A 17,544-nucleotide genomic window follows, 5' to 3' on the forward strand; every position below is an offset into this window, starting at 1 on the left:
GATGCGCGCCGCCGGTCAGGAGTGCAGGGCCGGGATGATGAGGTACACGCCGTAGAGCACGGCCAGGCCGCTCAGCGCGAAGCAGACGTAGCCGCCCACGGTCGCGGCCTGCGGGCGGATGCCGGTGACCGACACCTTGTCGCCCTCGTCGTCGTACTCGGTGCCGACGGCGAGCAGCCGCACGCCGAGGGAGAAGAGGCACACCACCGCGACGGCGCCCACGAGGGCCGCCACGGCGACGACGAGGAACGCGCTCCAGTCGATCATGCGGCCTCCCTGGCCTTCCGGGCGGCCTTGGTGGCCTTGCGACCGCGCACGGCGAAGCCCGCCGCGTCGACCTCGACGATGGCGTTGCGGGCGTGCACCGCGTTCCGACGCGAACGCCAGAAGATCCAGACGATGACCGCGACGCCGACGACCGCGTCGATGACGAACCCGACCGTGCCGGTGCTCGCGACGAACGCGGCGACCGCGCCCACGATGGCGGCCGACGGCAGCGTGAGCAGCCAGCCGAGCGCGATCTTCCCCACGGTGTTCCAGCGCACGGACGCGCCGCGGCGGCCGAGGCCCGAGCCGATGACGGATCCGGAGGCGACCTGCGTGGTCGAGAGCGCGAAGCCGAGGTGGCTCGACGCGAGGATGGTGGCCGCGGTCGACGCCTCGGCGCTGAAGCCCTGCGCGGGCTTGACCTCGGTGAGGCCGGATCCCATCGTGCGGATGATGCGCCAGCCGCCCATGTAGGTGCCGAGCGCGATGGCGACCGCGCACACCGCGATGACCCAGAACTCGGGGCCGGAGCCCGCCGCCTGGAAGCCGCCCGCGATGAGCGTGAGCGTGATGATGCCCATGGTCTTCTGCGCGTCGTTGGTGCCGTGCGCGAGGGCCACGAGCGAGGACGTGAAGATCTGGCCGTAGCGGAAGCCGCCGCGCTCGTTCGGGCCGCTCGAGCGGCGCGTGATCGAGTAGGCGAGCTTCGTGGTCGTGTACGCGATGAGGCCCGCGATGGCCGGGGCGAGGAGCGCCGGGAGGATGACCTTCGACATCACGACGCCGAAGTCGACCGACCCGAGGCCCGCCCCCACGACGGCCGCGCCGATGAGGCCCCCGAACAGCGCGTGGCTGGAGCTCGACGGGAGGCCGCGGAGCCAGGTGACGAGGTTCCAGACGATGGCGCCCATGAGGCCCGCGAAGATCATCGTCGGCGTGATCTGCACGCCGCCGTCGCCCTCGCGGATGATGCCGCCCGAGACGGTCTTCGCCACCTCGGTGCTGAGGAACGCGCCCACGAGGTTGAGCACCGCGGCGATCGCGACCGCCACGCGGGGCTTCAGCGCGCCGGTGGCGATGGGGGTGGCCATCGCGTTGGCCGTGTCGTGGAAGCCGTTGGTGAAGTCGAAGAACAGCGCCAGGACGATGACCAGGACGACGATGAGGGTGAGATCCACTACCGGATCCCTCGAGCGGATGTCACAGTCCTCGATCCTAACGGCTTGCACACGGGCGGCCGGGACGGGCGACCGCGCGATGACGGTCGGGTGAACGTCCGGGGCCGGGCGCCGGTCAGATGTGCGGCACGAAGTCGCGCCACGCGACCCGGCGGTCGGCGTGCGGGTCGTGCTCCACGCGGTCGACGACGTCGAACACGTAGGTCGCCCGGCGGCGCGGGCCGCTGTCGCGGATGCCGCCCGGGCGGATGCGGGCGCGCACGCCGACGCCCCGGCGCGACGGGCCGCGCTCCCCCGCCGCCCCGGTGCCCGCGGTGACGTCGTCGGCCTCGGCGAGGTCGCGCGCGACGTCCTCGTCGTCGCCGACGTACGCGGGCCACGACTCGTCGACCGTGCCGTCCTGCGCGAAGCGGAGCCAGGCGAGGCGCATGCGCTCGCCCGCCGCGACGAACGCGCGCCGGCCGCCCAGGAGGGTCATGCCGCGGCCGAGCAGGGAGTCCATCCGGTCGAAGAGGGCGAACAGCTCCAGGCCGTGGGTCGCGTCGAGGCCCATCAGGCGCACGAGTCGCGGCGCGACGTCGAAGCGGTAGAAGTGCACGGGCGCGTGGCGGGCGTGGCGCTCGGCGACCTTGATCGACGGGAACCAGAACGCGTAGTCGCCGCCGAAGTCGAGCGCGGCCCGGCGCTTCGGGAGGCCGGGGTACAGCGCGGCGAGCTCGTCGCGGTGCTCCTCGTCGGTCTTCGCGAACACGGCCTCGATGCGCGACGGCGTGGTCGCGAGGATGTCGAGCCGTCCGGTGAACAGCGAGCCCTCGCGCTCGTTGGTGCCGATGATGAGCGGCACGCGCGCGGCCCGGCCGTGCTTGAACGCGTCGAGCGGGCGCTCGGGCAGCACGTCGCCGTCGATGACCGGGCTGAACGTGATCGTGCCGGGCTCCTGGTCGGGCGTGCGGACCATGAGCTCGTTCGCGGCGGTCGCCAGCGTGGACGAGCTCGCGGTGGTGAGGAGACGGACGGCCTCCGCGTCGTCGGGCGCGCGACCGGCGCGATCGGCGAGGATCCCCACGAACTGCTCCGCCCACCGCGCGGTCTGCTCGGCGGGGTAGACGGCGTTCGTGGGCGAGCTCTGCGCGATGGCGCGGGCGAAGAGGCCGTGCGCCGACGGCGTCGCCATGAGCGTCGTGACGGCGTTGCCGCCCGCGCTCTCGCCGAAGACCGTGACGTTCGCGGGATCGCCGCCGAACGCGCGGATGTTGTCGCGCACCCACTCGAGCGCGCGCACCTGGTCGCGGAGGCCGAGGTTCGACTCGATGGGCCGCTCGGGCGTCGAGTAGCGGCTGAAGTCGAGGTAGCCGAGGGCGCCGAGCCGGTAGTTGAAGCTGACGTAGACGATGCCGCCCTGGCGCACGAGGCCCTCGCCCTGCACGGGGACCTCGCGCGAGGATCCGACGACGTAGGCGCCGCCGTGGATGAAGACCATGACGGGCCGCAGCTGCGACTCCCGGTTGACGCGCGCGGCGTCGGGGCTCAGGCCGGACGGCGCGATGACGTTGATCGTGAGGCAGTCCTCGCCCATCGGCGTGCCCTGCGGCGCGCCCATGAACGCGCCCGCGCTGACCTGCGGCGCCACCCGGCCGAAGTGCTGCGCGAAGCGCGCGCCCTCCCAGCCGACGACGGGCTGCGGGGCCCGGAAGCGGAGGTCGCCGCGGGGCGGCGCCGCGTACGGGATGCCGCGCCAGGCCTCGACGCCGCGCTGGCGCACGCCGCGCACGGTGCCGCCGGTGACCGCGACGTCCAGCTCCGACGGGTCGTACGCCGGCATCGGCGGATCGGCGTCGGGGGTCACCCGACGAGCTTACGTGCCCGCCTCAGGCTCCCGGGACGGGCGTCGCGAGCAGCCGCTCGATCGCCCGCTGCGCCCGCCAGAGCGCCGACTCCGTGCGGAGGCGCTCCGCCTCGTGCAGCACGCCGAGCGCGAAGGAGCCCTCGCCGCGGGCGGCGAGGCGGCGGGCCTCGTCGCGGAGCACGCGCTGCATGGCGAGGCCGTCGCGGTGCTCGCCGAGCTCGTCGTGGACCTCCTCGGCGGCCGCGGCGAGGCGCATGGTCTTCCGGCCGAGGATCGGCGCGGTGCGGCCGCTGACCTCCTCCGCCGCGTAGCGCAGGCGCTTCGCGGCCTTGCGGACCTCGTGCAGCGCCTCCACGCGCGCGGCCTCGCCGGGCGCCTCCTGGGCGACGGCGGCGCGGCGGCCGACCCGCTCGGCGTCCCGGCGGAGGGCGGCGTGCAGGGCGGGACCGGCGGGCGCGCTCGCGTCGTGCGTGAGCGGCGGATCCGCCACGAGCCGGTCGAGGTCATCGAGCAGCGCGACGTAGCGCGCGGACGAGAGCGCCCGGATCACGCGCTCGCGGGCCCGGCGGTACCGCTCGTCGAGGACGTCGTGCAGGGCGTCGCCCACGTGGTCCGGCACCGTGTCGGCGTCGTGCTCGACCACGGACCAGACGACGCGGTCGCGCAGCACCTCCATGTCGCGGGCATCGCCGAGCACGACGCCGAGCGCCGTGAGCTCGGCGCGCAGGGGCGCGGTGGCGGCGGGGTCGATCACGTCCTGGTGGGTGCGCAGGGCGCTGCGGAGGCGACGGACGGCGACGCGCATCCGGTGCACGGAGTCGGGCTCGTCGGCGCGCACGTGCGGGTCGGCGGCGACGAGGTCGCGGACGCCGCGGGCGAGGATGGCGCGGGCGACGTCGGACGCCGGGCTCTCCTTCGTGAGGGTGGCGGGATCCGGCAGCGCGGGTCCCGCGGGCGCCTGCCGGCCGAGCGCGTCGGCGCCGAGGGCGCGGGCGAGCTTGGAGGCGCTGTCCGAGGGGCGGGCGCCCGCGTCGAGGACGTGCCGCTCGATCCGATCGAGGAGCGCCGTGCGTTGCTTCCGCTTGGCGGGAGCGTCCGGCAGAAGCTCCACCTCCCACTCGTGCCAGGCCCGCACCGTGCCGCCGCGGACGTCGGATCCGGTGACCCGGTCGTCCGCGAACTCCGCGACCGCGCGGCCGCCGTCGTCGTGCAGCGTGACGGTGGTGCGCACGGTCTCGAGGCGCGCGAGCGGCGTGAGCTCCCGGCCGCGCACGTGGACGGCCACCTGGTCGAGCACGGGGCCGGGGATCGCGCCGTCGTCGTCGTCGCCCTCCGCGAGAGGCCAGCCGAGCTCGGTGCGGCCCTCTCCCCCGTCGGCCGGCAGCTTCACGTGCCAGCCGGCGTCGTGCCCGCCCTCGCGGCGGCGGAGGATCATGCGGCGGTCGGCGAGCGCGTGGTCGGCGGTGTCGAGGTAGACCGCCACGAGGGTGACCGGATCCGCGGCCCGGGCCTCGGCGACCCCCTCGATCCCCGTGAAGTCCGGGACGGGGACGCCGTCCGGCATGTCGTACTTGCGCTCGATCTCGACGGACTCCGTGTGCACCATCCCCCCTGTGTAGCGCACCCGCGTGGACGCGACCAGCCGCCGGGCGTCCCGGGAGCGGCGGAGTCCGGGCCGTGGGTCAGACTGGCAGGCATGCCCGTCCGCCCGACCTCCGCCGCCACGCGCGCCGCCGACATCGCGCGCGGACGCGTCGCCGCGCTCGGGGTCGCCGGGCGCACGGGGCCCGACGCCGCGGCAGCCGTGCGCCCCGACGGCGACGCCGACGAGCGCGCCCTGCACCGCCGCCAGCGGATCGGCCGCGAGCTCGGCTGGTACGCCTGCCGTCGGGCGGTCTACGGCGTCATGAAGCACCGCGGCATCGACATGGCCGCGAGCCTCACCTTCTACTCCACGCTCTCGCTCGTCCCCGCCGCGGTCGCCGTGCTCAGCCTCATCGGGCTCGTGGGCGACACGCGCGCCGGGGTCGAGGGCGTGCTCGGCGTGCTCACCGCCGTGCTGGGCGGCTCCGCGGTCGACGTGATCCGCGACCCCGTCGAGCAGCTCGCCGACGGCCCCAGCTCCGGCATCGCATTCACGGTCGGCTTCCTCGGCGCGCTCTGGACCTCGGCCGCCTACGTGACGGCGTTCGGCCGCGCGATGAACCGCGTGCAGGAGACGGAGGAGGGGCGTCCGCTCGTCAAGTACCGGGCGCTGATGCTCGCGGTGACGATCGTGCTGCTCGTCGTCAGCGTCGTGATGGTCGGCATGCTGCTGCTCACCGACGAGGGCGCCCGGGCGCTCGGGCAGCACCTCGGCCTCGGCGACACGACGCTCGTGGTGTGGGCCGTGGTGAAGTGGCCGCTGCTCGTGGTGCTGCTCACGGGGATCATCGGGGTGCTGTACGCGGCCACGCCGAACCTGCGCCGCCGGCGGGTGGACCTGCTCACCTGGGGCAGCCTCGTGGCCATCGTCGCGTGGGGCCTGGGCACCGCCGGGTTCGTCGCGTACGTGACGCACGTCGCGACCTACGAGTCGACCTACGGGGTGCTCGGCGCGGTGATCGTGCTGCTGCTGTGGCTCTACATCGGGAACCTGTCGCTCGTGCTGGGCGGCGAGCTCGACGTGGAGATCATCCGCGCCCGGCAGCTGCAGGCGGGGATCCCCGCGGAGCACGCGCTGCGCCTGGCGGTGCGGGACACGACCCGGACCGAGCGCCTCGCCCGCCGCCGCGCGCTCCTCGAGGACGAGGGGCGGCGGCTGCGGGAGGCGCGCAACCCGGCGGATGCGCCCGCGGACGACGACGGGGAGCGCCGGGCGGACACGCCGCCGACGCTCCCCGAGGACGACACGAGGGAGGTGCGGGTCAGGAGGCGCTGGTCCGCACGACCATCTTCCCGACGTTCTCGCCGCGCATGAGGCCGGTGAAGGCCTCGAACGCGCGGTCGATGCCGTCGATCACGGTCTCGTCGGCCGTGATGCGGCCCTCGGACAGCCACGGGCCCATCTTCGCCGCGAACTCGGGCGCGAGGTCCTGGTGGTTGCCGAGGGTGAAGCCGCGGAGCGTGAGGCCGCGCGTGACGATGCGGCCAGTGTTGCGGATCGCGATCTCCTCGCCCGTGGAGTTGTAGGTCGAGATCGACCCGCAGTTGGCGACGCGGCCGCCGTCCTTGAGCGCGCCCAGCGCGGCGGAGAGGTGGTCGCCGCCGACGTTGTCGAAGTAGAGGTCGATGCCGTCGGGCGCCGCCGCCGCGAGCTTCGCGTCGAGGTCGCCGCCGTGGTAGTCGAACGCGGCGTCGAAGCCGAGCTGCGACGTGAGGCGCTCGACCTTCTCCGGCGTCCCGGCGCTGCCGACGACGCGCGAGGCGCCCAGCAGGCGGGCGATCTGGCCGACCATCGAGCCGACGGCGCCGGCCGCGCCCGAGACGAAGACGACGTCGCCCTCCTGGATGGACGCGATGCGCGTGAGGCCGACGTACGCGGTGAGGCCCGTGAGGCCGAGCACGCCGAGGTGCGCGGAGGACGCCACGCCCGGGACCTCGGGGACGGGGCGGAAGCCGCCGGCCTGGCCCTGGGCGACGTCGCGCCAGCCGAGCATGTGGCTGACGAGCGTGCCGACGGCGAGGTCGTCGGAGCGGGACTCGACGACGCGGCCGACCGCGGATCCGGTCATGGTCTCGTCGAGCTGGAACGGCGGCACGTAGGACGGCACGTCGTTCATGCGGCCGCGCATGTAGGGGTCGACGGAGATGTACTCGTTCTCGACGCGGACCTCGCCGTCCTGCAGGTCGGGGAGGTCGACCTCGACGCGGCGGACGTCGTCGGGGGTGGGCTCGCCGGTGGGGCGCTTCGCCAGCTGCCACTGGATGCTGCGTGCAGTCATGGGTCTCCTTGCGTTCTCGGGGTGCGGGCGGTCGGACGGCCGGCCCGCGGCGCTCGTGGCGCGGCCCCACCCAACCACCGCCGTCTGGGTGCGGCACCCAGCGAGCCGTGGCCTCGTGACGTGACGGCCGGGCGCGTCGCCGCGTCCGGCCGTCCTTCGTTCTGTCCCGCCCGAGTCCTCGCCCGGGTCGCGCTACGCGGCAGTCGTCGCCGCGCGCTCCTCGACGTGCGCGGCGAGCACGTCCCGCACGCCCGTCCACGTGTGGGCGCCGAACCGCTCGCGGTCGACGTGGCGCAGCTCCGCCTCGCCGCTGTACATGCTCACGAGGTACTGCATCCCCTGCCAGGCGGGGAACGCCTCCTGCTCGTCGCGGCCGAGGCGGCGCATCGCCTTGCTCGCGGTGGCGAGGACGCCCGTGGATCCCGCCCACTGCAGCGCGAACGGCGTGCCGGTGACCTCGGTCATGATGCGCGCGAGGTCGCGCGCCGTGACCCGGTCGCCCGCGACCTCGACCGCGCGGGGCGCGTCGTCGTCGAGGGCGACGAGCGCGACCACGCGCGCCGTGTCGTCCTTGGTCGTGAAGTCGAGCACCTGGTCGGCGGACGACCAGTAGAGGACGCGGCGCCGGTCGAACAGCACGATGGGCGCCTGGCCGGTGAGCATGTCGGCGAAGGCGCCGATGAACACCGAGGTCGCGCGCACGGGCGCCGCGTCGAGGTCGGCCGAGAACTCGCGCCGCAGCTCGAAGTTGCGGTTGCTGCCGGGGGTGACGCGGCGGTAGTCGGCGGAGTAGTCCGACGGGATGAAGCGCGGGACCCCGGCGGCGACGGTCGCGGCCAGCAGCGCGCGCTGCGCCCCGACGATCACGGCACGGGCGCCGCTCACGGCGGAGACGACGACGCGCGCGCCGGCGACCCCGCGGATCAGCGCGGCCCGGTCCGTGTACGCCGCCTCGACGACCTCGACGCGCGGGTCATCGCCCCACGCGTCCCGTGCGGCGCTGCTGCCGGGGCGGGTGAGCACGCGGACGCGCGCGCCCGCCGCGAGGAGCTCGCGGACGATGCGGCGGCCGATGTCGCCGGTGGCGCCAGCCACGACGACGGGGCCGGATGCGGATGCGGGGGAAGAGGTGGTCACGAGTGTTCTCCGTCTCGGGGGGTGCGGCGCGCCGGTCGGCGCGAACGATGGGGGGCCGCGACGGGCTGCTCGAGGCGCGCCACGTCCGACTGCTCGGCGACGGGGCCCGCGGCCTCGCCGATGCCGACGGCTACGCGGGCGAGGAGGCGCCGGAAGGCCGTGCGCTCGGCCGGGGCGAGGTCGCGCATCAGGCCGTCCTCGACCTCGCCGAGCGCGACGCGGGCCGTCGCCAGCAGGGCGCGTCCGGCGTCCGTCGCGACGACCTGGCGGACCCTCCGGTCGCGCGGGTGCGGCTGCCGCTCGACGTGCCCGCCCGCGGCGAGCGCGTCGATCACGTACGTCATCTGAGTCTTGTCGATGCCGAGGCGCTGCGCGAGCGCGAGCTGCGACGACGGCTCCTCCGTGGTGATCGCGACGAGCACCTGGTACCCGCGCGGGCCGCCCGGCACATCCGCGACGGCGGTCTGCGCCGTGCGCACGAAGCCCTGGTAGACGGCCTGGATGGACCAGCCGAACTGCGTCTCGATGCCGCCGGAGCCCCAGTCGATGCCGGACGCGTCCACGTCGGGGTCGTGGTCGGCGCGGTCGCGGGTCGCGGCGGAGGAGGAGGTCATGGGGAGAACGTATCCCCAGAAGATCGTCTTTTGCAAATACGATCTTCGCGCGCGATGGATGGCCGGCGCGCAGCACCGCCCCCGGCTCAGCCGCCGAACGGCCGCAGCGACACCGACTCGAGCGTGCCGTCGCGCGTCTGGTCGACCACGAGGCGCACGGCGCGCGCGACCGACGCGGGCTCGAGGTACCGCGTCTCGTCGTACTCCCCGCCCTCCTTGGCGCGGAGCTCACGTTGCATGTCGGTGGCGACGCGTCCGGGGTGCACGCTCGAGACGCGCACGCCGTGCGGTCGCTCCTCCTCGCGCAGGGCGTCGCCGAGCGCGCGGAGGGCGAACTTGGATCCCGCGTACACGCCGCCCGTGGGGTTGGCCGTGAAGCCGGATCCGGAGTTGACGAGCACGACCTGCCCGCGGGCCGCCCGGAGCGCGGGCAGCAGCACGCGCGTCACCTCCGCGACGGCGAAGACGTTGACCTCGAAGACGCGGCGCCACTCGTCGACGGGCGTCTCGGCCACGGCGTCGCCGCCGATCACGCCGGCGGAGTGCACGAGCACGTCGAGGCGGTCGAGGGCCGGCACGAGGCCGGCGAGGCCGCCCGCGGCGAGGTCGGCCGGCCAGCCGACCGCGTCGGGCAGGGAGGCGGCGAGCGCGTCGACGGCGGCGCGGTCGCGGCCGTGCACGATCACGCGGTGGGTGCGGGCGAGGTCCTCCGCGACGGCGCGGCCGATGCCGCGGGTGGCTCCCGTGACGAGGGCGACGGGGCGGGCGTGGTCGGTCATGGATCCTCCTGGGTCGCGGTCCTCCAGGCTACCGACGGCATCCGGCCACCCGTCGGGCGCCGCGGGGAGCATGACGTAGCGTGAAGGGACGGCGGCCGCGAGGCGCGTCGACCCGCCGCCCGAGAGGATCCGCCCGTGCACGCCCGCTTCCCCGCCAGCCTCGAGGTGCTGCGCCAGGAGGCCCGCGACGAGCTGGACGCCGTGATCGAGCACCGCTGCCGGAACGGCGACGACCCCTGGGAGGTCATCCCGCAGCTGCCGACCGTGGACGAGCACGTGGTCGCGACCCTCCGCCAGGACGCGCTCGAGGCCGACGGGATGGCCGAGGAGCTCGCCCGCGTGCGGCATCCGTCGGCCGAGCCGGGCGTGGTCGCGCGCTTCGAGTACGGGCTGCTGCGCGCCATCGCGCTCGAGCACCCGGACCTCTCGCGTGCGGTCTGGACGCTCATCGGCCGCATGGAGCGCGACCTCCGCCGACGCGCCTGAACCGGTGATGAGAGCGGCATTCGCCCTCGGCGAACGCCTTGGCACTCCCCCACTCCGAGTGCTAATCTGAACGCAGTTGAGCCGAGGGGGCTCAACCCCGGAGATCATCACCGCAGATCATCAGAGGAGTCGAGCATGAACATGACCTTCGATCCGTTCCGCGAGCTGGACCGCGCGGTGGGCGCGCTGGCCGAGACCCGCCAGGCGAACCGGCCGATGCCCATCGACCTGCACCGCGAGGGCGACACCTACGTGCTGGCCGCCGACCTCCCGGGCATCGACCCGGGCTCGGTCGACATCGACGTGGACGGCCAGCTGCTGACCATCCGCGCTGAGCGGACTCTCGCCGGCGACCAGAACGTCCGCTGGCTGACGCGCGAGCGCGTGGCCGGCACGTTCCTCCGCCAGCTCACGCTCGGCCAGGGCATCGACACCGAGCGCATCTCGGCGCACTACGCCAACGGCGTGCTCAGCGTCACCATCCCGGTGAGCGAGCGGGCGAAGCCGCGCAAGATCGCGGTCACGTCCGACGAGCAGCAGGGCCAGGGCGGCCAGACGCTGACGGTGGAGCAGGGCGCGCACGCCGCGAGCTGATCCGCCCGGGCGCCGCATCGGCGCCGACACGACGAGGAGCCGTCGTCCGCATCCGCGGGCGGCGGCTCCTCTCGCGTCCGGGCTTACGCGATCCACGGTCACGCGCGCCACCCTCACAGCGAGCCGCAGTCAGGAGACGCGTCGTGGGACCCGCGTCCGAGCCCGGACCGAACCGTCTCGACCATGGATGCTGATCTCCCCTCCGCCAGCCCCCCAGATGATCTCGCGAGCGTGAGCGGCAGCCTCCGCCTGGGTGCCGAAGTGAGCCGAAGCAGATGGTGACCCCACGATGACAATGTCCCATCCACCAGCGCCGGAGGGGACCACCTCGCCCTCGACGTCGACTCCCGGGTCGCTCGCTGAAGCGGTGGGCCCGGATTCTCCCTCTTCGACCAGGGGGGCGTACTTCCGATGCGCGTTCTGCTTGGAGGTGCGCAACGCCATGCCGATCGCCGTCCACGAGTCGCCGGCACGCCGGGCCGCGCGAACCGCGTCGACGAGCCCCTCCTCCGCCGCCTCCACCGCCGTCCGGGCAGCGGCGATGCGCCGGAGGTGCGCAGCGTCACGCATGGTCGAGGGATCGATGCTGTCGATGAACTCCTGGACGCCCTCGTCGGCGACTCCCGCTTCCCTCCCGCTCATGTGTACGTCTCCTCTCATAGGTACTCGAACCGGCCCGGCCGGAGCACGTCCGCGTGGATGACACGTGCTGGCTCGTCCGCAGGGACGAGGACGATCTCCAGCAGCCGCCCGGTGGGATCCGCTCCGATCACGAGCATGCGCAGTTCCCCGCGGTACTCCTGCTCTCGATAGCGGAACGGATGATCCAAGGCGTGCATGATGTCTTCGTCCGAGATGCCGTGCTTCCTCGCACTCGGCACGATCTCCACGCCGTCATCATCTCATTGACGCGGGTGAGCGTCAATGAGTTGATGACGGCCTCGATGTTCAGCCGATCCGCGGCCGCAGCCCCCGATGGATCGCGAGCGGATTGCGCAGCGAGCCGTGGATCTGCATCACCGGCGCCTGGAGGTCCACCATCCGCCGGTTGTCGCGCAGCTGCAGCCGGTTCAGGCACGAGCGGTCGAACGACGGCGTGAACAGGTCGAACCGGGAGAAGCGCTCCGCGAGCTCCGGGTGCGCACGCTCGTGGTCGGCGAGCGCCTCCGCCGCCACCCGCCACAGGCCGTCGGGGCCGAGGTCGTCGCGGTCCTCGACGAGCGCGGCGGCGAACCGCAGGAACCCGTCCATCACGTCGGTGAAGACCGTGAGGGTGCGCTCGTCCTCGGGGATCTCCATGCGGATCCGCCGCACGTCCTCCGGCAGCTCGCGCTCCATGTCGAAGAGGGCGACCTCCTCGGCGATGTCCTTCATCAGCACGCGGACGACGACGTGGTCGCGGAGCACGAGGATCACGTTCTCGCCGTGCGGCATGAACGCGAGGTCGTGCGCGATCAGCGCGTGCGCGAGCGGCACGAGGTAGGCGTCGAGCCAGCGGCGGATCCATGCCGCGGCGCCGATCCCGGACGCGTCGATGAGCGCGCCCAGCACCGTGTCGCCGTGGGCGTCGACGTGCAGGAGGCTCGTCATGCTCATCAGCCGCTCGCCCTCGGCGAGACCCGGCACGGGCGACTCGCGCCAGAGCGCGGACAGCATCTTGCCGTGGGAGTGCCCGGGCGGCAGCGCCGAGTCGACCCGGGCGTCGCGCACGCCGACGGACGCGACCTCGCGGAGGATCCCGAAGCCGAGGCGCGCGAACTCGTCGTCGCCCGTCACGAGCGCGTGCACCCAGTCGTTGATCGCCGGGGTGACCGCCATGTAGGCCGGCGACAGCCCGCGCGTGAACCCCATGTTGAGGATCGACAGCGACGTCTTCACGTAGCAGCGTTCCGGGGTCGTGCGGTTGGCCCACGTGCGGATCGACTGTTGGGCGCCGTACTCGTCGTCGCCCGTGCCGAGGAGCACGATGTCGCGCGTCGCGATCAGGCCGGCGAAGGTGACCGTGACGACGTTCTCCCACTGCCAGGGGTGCACGGGCACGAGGACGCGCTCCGCCGGGTCGATGCCGTGGTCCGCCATCCGGGCGCGGAACCGCCCGCGGACGACCGGGCCGAGCTCCGCGTCGAGGAACGCCTCCCGGTCGAGGCCGTCGACCGAGGCGAAGTGCGCGAGGCGCTCGTGCACGGCGAGCCAGAGGATCCGCACGTCCTCCCCCGCCTCGGGCGCGTACCGGTCGTGGTCGTCGAGGTCGAAGCCGATGCGGCCGTTGGTCGCGACGAAGCAGGGGTGGCCCTCGTCCATCGTCGACTCGACCTCGGCGTAGGACGCGGTGAGGAGGCCGCGGGCGTCGGGCACGTCGCGGAGTCGCGAGAACGCGGCGGCCGAGAGCGTGCTCTGGATCTCGTCGAGGTAGACCGGCAGCACCTCGTCGGTGATGCCGAGGCGGTCGCGGAGGTCGAGCACCAGGTCGATGGCGTCGAGGGCCGCGGGCTCGCCGTCGACCGTGCGGCGGATGCTCGCCTCGTCGACGTCCCAGTGGTCGAGCTCGAGGATCCTGGCCCGGTACGCGTAGGCGCTGCGGCCGTCGGCGCTCGCGACGCGGTAGTCGGCCCAGGCGCGCGGGTCGTGCGGCGTGCGGGGTGCGCCGGGTGCCCGCTCCGGATCCACGCGCTCGGGCTCGACGAGCAGCTCGTGGGCGAACTCGGCGAGCGCCTTGCGCACGAGGTGGCGCGTGGCGGCGGCCCAGGCGTCGGGACGGAGGTGCGCGGCGGGGTGGACGCGCGGATCCGGCTCGGAGGTCCTCGACGCGGCAGCCGGCCGGGACTCGGGGTGGGTGTCGAGGGAGCGGTCGTGGGTGAGGGTCATGGCGTGTCCGTCCGTGGGGGTGGCGTGCGGGAGGGCGTCGTCGCGCGTGGCGACGCTGAGGAGCGCGTGCTTGGCGCCGAGGTCGACGACTCGGAGCGGCCGGAAGCCGACGAGCTCGTTGAGGCGCTGGATCCGGGTGTTCCGGACGTCGGGCTCGACGACGAGGCGCTCCACGGCCGGGTCCCGGAGCAGGTGCGCGACGACGTGCCGCATGACCGCGGTCGTGAACCCGGGCAGCGGGTCGCCGGCCGGCGGGGCGACGAGCAGGTGCATCCCGCGGTCGCCGGGGAGCGGATCCAGGTGCGCGCCGATGGGGTCGTCGGCCGGGTCGTACGCCTCCACGAGGAACGCGGGGACGCCGTCGTGGAGGCCGATCCAGGCCTCGCGCCGCGGATCCGCCGCGATGGACCGGTACTCGGCCCGCACGTCGTCGAGGGTCGCGTGCTCCATCTGCCAGAAGCGGGCGCGGGGCGCCGTGACCCAGGCGTGCACGAGCGCGGCGTCGGCGTCGGGGTCGAGCGGGCGGAGGTCGAGCCCGTAGCGGGGCTCGGCCCCGAGGTCCGCTCCGGCCGCGGCGTCCGCGTCGGGTGCGGCGGTCGAGGCGGGCGCGGGCGCGCTCACGCGAGCACCCCCGATCCGGCGACGGGCGCGTCGTCCGGCAGCCCGAACTCCTGGAACGCGATCCGCTCCTCCACCGCGTACGTCTCGCGGCCCGTGATGGCGCGCAGGATCCGCGAGTTGCGGTGCGCCGTCATCCCGAGGTCGGGCGCCACGAAGCCGTGCGTGTGCACCTCCGCGTTCTGCACGAAGAGCGTGCCGGCGTCGTCGACCGTGTGCTCGCGTGCCACGTCGAGCCGGCCGCGCGCGTCACGGTGCACGCGGTCGCCGAGCCCGTCGAGGATCCGCGGGGCCTGTGCGTCGTACCCGCTCGCCATGATCACCGCGCCCGTCGGCCACTCGCGCTCGGCGCCCGTCTCCGCATGCCGGAGCCCGAGGACCGCGCCGCCGTCCGGCGTCGCCCGGGACGAGACGACCTCCGCGTTGGTGAGCAGCCGCGTCGGCACGCCGGATCCCGCGTCGCCGCCGGGCGCCAGCCGCCCCTCCGCCCGCAGCGCGTCGAAGGCGAGCCGCTTCCGGTAGAGCGTGTGGAAGACGTCGTCGATGAGCTCGGAGTCGATCCCCTTGTAGAGGTTCCGCTGCTCGCGCAGGAGCACGTCGCGGGCCTCCGCGGTCAGGCCGAAGAAGTGGTCGCTGTACTCCGGGCTCGTCATCTCGAGCGTGAGCCGCGTGTACTCGAGCGGGAAGAAACGCGGCGAGCGCGTGATCCAGTCGAGCCGGTACCCGCGGGAGTCCACGTCCTCGAGGAGGTCGCGGTAGATCTCGGCGGCGCTCTGCCCGCTGCCGACGACCGTGATCGCATCCCGCTCCTGCAGTGCGTCCTTGGCGCCGAGGTAGCCGGAGCTGTGCACGACGCCCGGGAGGTCGCGCACGGCCTCGGGCAGCCACGGCGGGGTGCCCACGCCGATCACCAGGTTCCGTCCGCGGTGCACGTGCGCGCCGCCCGCGGAGTCGACCGACTCGACGACGTACGCGCCCGCGGCCTCGTCGAAGGAGACGGATCGCACGTCGCGGTCGAGCTCGATCCCCCGCGCGCGCTCCGCCGCCCACCGGCAGTACGCGACGTACTCGCTGCGGAGCACGAAGAAGTCCTCGCGGATGTAGAAGGAGTAGAGCCGCCCGGTGTCCTTGAGGTAGGCGAGGAACGAGAAGCGCGAGGTCGGATCCGCGAGCGTCACGAGGTCGGCCAGGAACGGCGTCTGCAGGTGCGCGCTCGGCAGCATCATGCCGGGGTGCCAGTCGAAGCGCGGCTTCCGCTCCAGCACGACGAGGTCGAGGTCGAGCGGATCCGCGAGGCACGCGAGCCCGAGGTTCGCCGGGCCGAGGCCCACGGCGGCGACGTCGCGGATGCGGTCGGGCGCGCCGACCGATGTCGCGGCGCTCATCGGGCGACCTCCGCCACTGCGTCGACGGCACGGGCGGCGTCGGCGGCGTGGCCGGCCTCCGCAGCCACGGTGACGTCGCCCAACCCCGCGTCGAGCGCGTCCCCCGCCGCCACGACCATCCCGAGGATCTCGCGGATGTGCGCGTCCGTGGTCGCGGGGTTCAGCAGCGTGAGCTTCAGGTGCGCGCGCCCGCCGACGCGCGTCGCCGCGACCATCGCCCGGCCCGAGTCCTGGATCGCCTGCCGGATGCCGCGGTTCACGGCGTCCGAGCGGGCGCCCGCGTCGGGCCCCGCGGATCCGTCCCGCTCCCCCGCCGGCACGTACCGGAACACGAGCGCGCTGATCTCCGGGCGCACCACCACCTCGAGCGCCGGATCCCGCCGCATCGCGAGCCAGGTGCGGTCGGCGAGCGCGATGACGTCGTCGAGCATCCGTCCGACCCCGTCGGCGCCCACCGTGCGGAGCGTGAGCCAGAGCTTGAGCGCGTCGAAGCGCCGCGTGGTCTGCAGCGATTTGTCGACCTGGTTCGGGATCTCCTCGTGGGCCCGGTCGGCGGGGTTCAGGTAGTCCGCGTGCAGGGTCGCGTGCCGGAGCGTGCGGCCGTCGCGCACGATCAGCGCGCTGGAGCTCACGGGCTGGAAGAAGGTCTTGTGGTAGTCGACCGTCACGGAGTCGGCGTGCTCGATCCCGTCGAGGAGCCGCCGGTGCCGGAGCGACGTGAGGAGGCCGCCGCCGTAGGCCGCGTCGACGTGCAGCCAGATGCCCTCGCGGCGGCAGACGTCCCCGATCACGGGGAGCGGGTCGACGCTGCCGAAGTCGGTCGTGCCCGCGGTGGCGACCACGGCGATCGGCAGGAGGCCGGCCGCGTAGCAGCGCGCGAGCTCGCGCTCGAGGGCGTCGACGCGCATCCGCATGGCGTCGTCGGCGGGCACGCGGATGACCGCGTCGGGCGCGAGCCCGAGGATGCGGGCGCTCTTCTCCACGCTGAAGTGGCCGACCTCGCTCACGAGGATCCGCATCCGCTGCCGGTCGGCCATCGACAGCCCGTGCACGGCCGCCGCCTCGTCGCGCGCGAGCAGCAGCGCCTGGAGGTTCGACTGGCTGCCGCCGCTCGTGAAGACGCCGTCCGCGTCGTCGCCGAGGCCGATGCGGCCCGCCGTCCAGTCGATGAGCGACCGCTCGATGAGGGTCGCGCCCGCGCTCTGGTCCCACGTGTCCATCGACGTGTTGACGCTCGAGAGGATGAGCTCCCCCGCGAGGGCCGGGATGAGGATCGGGCAGTTGAGGTGCGCGACGTACGACGGGTCGTGGAACCAGACGGCGTCGCGGAGGTAGAGGTCGTCGAGCTCGTCGAGCGCGGCGTCGAGGCCGCCGAGCGGGCGGTCGAGGTCGAGGCCCGCGAAGGAGCGGCGGAGGCGGTCGGGCGTGATCCCGGTGAACGGGCCGTCGGCGCGCCGGGCGGCGGAGCGCACGTGGTCGGCGGCGGCGCGGAGCGCGGCGTCCCAGCCGGGGAGCGAGCGGTCGGAGAACAGCGCGGCGGCGGGGTCCGCATCGGCCGCGAGCGGGTCGGCGCGGCGGTCGGCGAGGAGGGTAGAGGACAGGGGGACGGGGGCGTGCGGAGTGAGAGACATGGGTCCTTCGCGGTCGAGGTGGAGCCGTGTCCGGGTCACGAGCTGGCGTGCGAGTTAGGTAAGGCTCACCTACTATCGACGTGCTCGGGCGAGAACGCAACCCGGCCGACGACGACCCGCGGGGACCCTCCGCGGGGCGGTCGCGCGACCCCGGATCGGGGGCGCCCGGGCCGCACGGCGTGGCAGAGGCACCTGGTGACCGATGGGTCCGTGCCGTGCGT

16 protein-coding genes are annotated in these 17,544 nt (G+C 74.2%); 3 read left to right on the top strand and 13 right to left on the bottom strand.

The features are described from left to right. Nucleotides 1–15: 15 nt before the first annotated feature. From AWH51_RS02735 to AWH51_RS02750, 4 genes are all read right to left on the bottom strand, one after another. A complete protein-coding gene (locus tag AWH51_RS02735; protein ID WP_012298545.1) occupies nucleotides 16–267 on the bottom strand; it encodes a hypothetical protein in 252 nt (83 codons plus the stop codon). Continuing rightward, a complete protein-coding gene (locus AWH51_RS02740; RefSeq protein WP_063070598.1) occupies nucleotides 264–1,445 on the bottom strand; it encodes an inorganic phosphate transporter in 1,182 nt (393 codons plus the stop codon). Before AWH51_RS02740 ends, AWH51_RS02735 begins: the two co-directional genes overlap by 4 nt. A 115-nt stretch (nucleotides 1,446–1,560) precedes the next feature. Then, entirely contained in the window at nucleotides 1,561–3,291 is a 1,731-nt protein-coding gene (locus AWH51_RS02745; RefSeq protein ID WP_254654446.1) for a carboxylesterase/lipase family protein, read from the bottom strand. Between the two features lie 22 nt (nucleotides 3,292–3,313). Continuing rightward, complete coding sequence (locus AWH51_RS02750) at nucleotides 3,314–4,897, bottom strand: CYTH and CHAD domain-containing protein (protein ID WP_063070599.1); 1,584 nt, start codon at nucleotides 4,895–4,897, stop codon at nucleotides 3,314–3,316. Nucleotides 4,898–4,987: 90 nt separating this feature from the next. On the opposite strand from AWH51_RS02750, the gene AWH51_RS02755 reads away from it, so the two are divergent. Continuing rightward, nucleotides 4,988–6,250 (top strand): YihY/virulence factor BrkB family protein, encoded by a 1,263-nt coding sequence (locus tag AWH51_RS02755; protein ID WP_254654447.1) that lies wholly within the window; start codon nucleotides 4,988–4,990, stop codon nucleotides 6,248–6,250. Here the strand turns inward: AWH51_RS02755 and AWH51_RS02760 are convergent. From AWH51_RS02760 to AWH51_RS02775, 4 genes are all read right to left on the bottom strand, one after another. Further along, complete coding sequence (locus AWH51_RS02760) at nucleotides 6,198–7,214, bottom strand: NADP-dependent oxidoreductase (RefSeq protein ID WP_063070600.1); 1,017 nt, start codon at nucleotides 7,212–7,214, stop codon at nucleotides 6,198–6,200. The two genes, AWH51_RS02755 and AWH51_RS02760, sit on opposite strands and share 53 nt — an antisense overlap. A gap of 192 nt (nucleotides 7,215–7,406) precedes the next feature. Further along, entirely contained in the window at nucleotides 7,407–8,351 is a 945-nt protein-coding gene (locus tag AWH51_RS02765) for an NmrA family NAD(P)-binding protein (RefSeq protein WP_063070601.1), read from the bottom strand. Further along, nucleotides 8,348–8,965: a MarR family winged helix-turn-helix transcriptional regulator gene (locus AWH51_RS02770; RefSeq protein WP_063070602.1), complete on the bottom strand. Its 618-nt coding sequence runs from the start codon at nucleotides 8,963–8,965 to the stop codon at nucleotides 8,348–8,350. Before AWH51_RS02770 ends, AWH51_RS02765 begins: the two co-directional genes overlap by 4 nt. 86 nt (nucleotides 8,966–9,051) lie before the next feature. Beyond that, on the bottom strand, nucleotides 9,052–9,744 hold the full coding sequence (locus tag AWH51_RS02775) for an SDR family oxidoreductase (protein ID WP_063070701.1): 693 nt from the start codon (nucleotides 9,742–9,744) through the stop codon (nucleotides 9,052–9,054). 135 nt (nucleotides 9,745–9,879) lie between these two features. On the opposite strand from AWH51_RS02775, the gene AWH51_RS02780 reads away from it, so the two are divergent. Together AWH51_RS02780 and AWH51_RS02785 are read left to right on the top strand one after the other, a co-directional pair. Then, entirely contained in the window at nucleotides 9,880–10,230 is a 351-nt protein-coding gene (locus AWH51_RS02780) for a hypothetical protein (RefSeq protein WP_063070603.1), read from the top strand. Between the two features lie 135 nt (nucleotides 10,231–10,365). Then, entirely contained in the window at nucleotides 10,366–10,824 is a 459-nt protein-coding gene (locus tag AWH51_RS02785) for an Hsp20/alpha crystallin family protein (RefSeq protein WP_063070604.1), read from the top strand. A gap of 129 nt (nucleotides 10,825–10,953) precedes the next feature. Here AWH51_RS02785 and AWH51_RS16365 read toward each other — a convergent pair whose 3' ends face one another. Genes AWH51_RS16365 through AWH51_RS02815 form a run of 5 tightly spaced genes read right to left on the bottom strand, consistent with a single transcriptional unit; the run spans nucleotide 10,954 to nucleotide 17,323 of the window. Next, nucleotides 10,954–11,466 (bottom strand): DUF2188 domain-containing protein, encoded by a 513-nt coding sequence (locus AWH51_RS16365; RefSeq protein WP_217491901.1) that lies wholly within the window; start codon nucleotides 11,464–11,466, stop codon nucleotides 10,954–10,956. Between the two features lie 14 nt (nucleotides 11,467–11,480). Next, on the bottom strand, nucleotides 11,481–11,714 hold the full coding sequence (locus AWH51_RS02800) for a BrnT family toxin (protein WP_063070605.1): 234 nt from the start codon (nucleotides 11,712–11,714) through the stop codon (nucleotides 11,481–11,483). A gap of 58 nt (nucleotides 11,715–11,772) precedes the next feature. Next, a complete protein-coding gene (locus tag AWH51_RS02805; RefSeq protein WP_063070606.1) occupies nucleotides 11,773–14,310 on the bottom strand; it encodes a GNAT family N-acetyltransferase in 2,538 nt (845 codons plus the stop codon). After that, nucleotides 14,307–15,692: a lysine N(6)-hydroxylase/L-ornithine N(5)-oxygenase family protein gene (locus AWH51_RS02810; protein ID WP_063070607.1), complete on the bottom strand. Its 1,386-nt coding sequence runs from the start codon at nucleotides 15,690–15,692 to the stop codon at nucleotides 14,307–14,309. Before AWH51_RS02810 ends, AWH51_RS02805 begins: the two co-directional genes overlap by 4 nt. After that, nucleotides 15,689–17,323 carry a pyridoxal phosphate-dependent decarboxylase family protein gene (locus AWH51_RS02815; protein ID WP_081234809.1) on the bottom strand — a complete coding sequence of 545 codons (1,635 nt, stop codon included), beginning with the start codon at nucleotides 17,321–17,323 and terminating at the stop codon, nucleotides 15,689–15,691. Before AWH51_RS02815 ends, AWH51_RS02810 begins: the two co-directional genes overlap by 4 nt. Nucleotides 17,324–17,544 lie beyond the last annotated feature (221 nt).

This window comes from Clavibacter tessellarius (assembly GCF_001618005.1).
Lineage (GTDB): Bacteria > Actinomycetota > Actinomycetes > Actinomycetales > Microbacteriaceae > Clavibacter > Clavibacter tessellarius_A.

Bases quoted from the DNA above. Each gene is read 5' to 3' on its own strand.
- AWH51_RS02770 (WP_063070602.1), bottom strand. From the start codon at position 8,965: ATGACCTCCTCCTCCGCCGCGACCCGCGACCGCGCCGACCACGACCCC.
- AWH51_RS02750 (WP_063070599.1), bottom strand. From the start codon at position 4,897: ATGGTGCACACGGAGTCCGTCGAGATCGAGCGCAAGTACGACATGCCG.
- AWH51_RS02815 (WP_081234809.1), bottom strand. From the start codon at position 17,323: ATGTCTCTCACTCCGCACGCCCCCGTCCCCCTGTCCTCTACCCTCCTC.
- AWH51_RS02785 (WP_063070604.1), top strand. From the start codon at position 10,366: ATGAACATGACCTTCGATCCGTTCCGCGAGCTGGACCGCGCGGTGGGC.
- AWH51_RS02735 (WP_012298545.1), bottom strand. From the start codon at position 267: ATGATCGACTGGAGCGCGTTCCTCGTCGTCGCCGTGGCGGCCCTCGTG.
- AWH51_RS02755 (WP_254654447.1), top strand. From the start codon at position 4,988: ATGCCCGTCCGCCCGACCTCCGCCGCCACGCGCGCCGCCGACATCGCG.
- AWH51_RS02760 (WP_063070600.1), bottom strand. From the start codon at position 7,214: ATGACTGCACGCAGCATCCAGTGGCAGCTGGCGAAGCGCCCCACCGGC.
- AWH51_RS16365 (WP_217491901.1), bottom strand. From the start codon at position 11,466: ATGAGCGGGAGGGAAGCGGGAGTCGCCGACGAGGGCGTCCAGGAGTTC.
- AWH51_RS02775 (WP_063070701.1), bottom strand. From the start codon at position 9,744: ATGACCGACCACGCCCGCCCCGTCGCCCTCGTCACGGGAGCCACCCGC.
- AWH51_RS02810 (WP_063070607.1), bottom strand. From the start codon at position 15,692: ATGAGCGCCGCGACATCGGTCGGCGCGCCCGACCGCATCCGCGACGTC.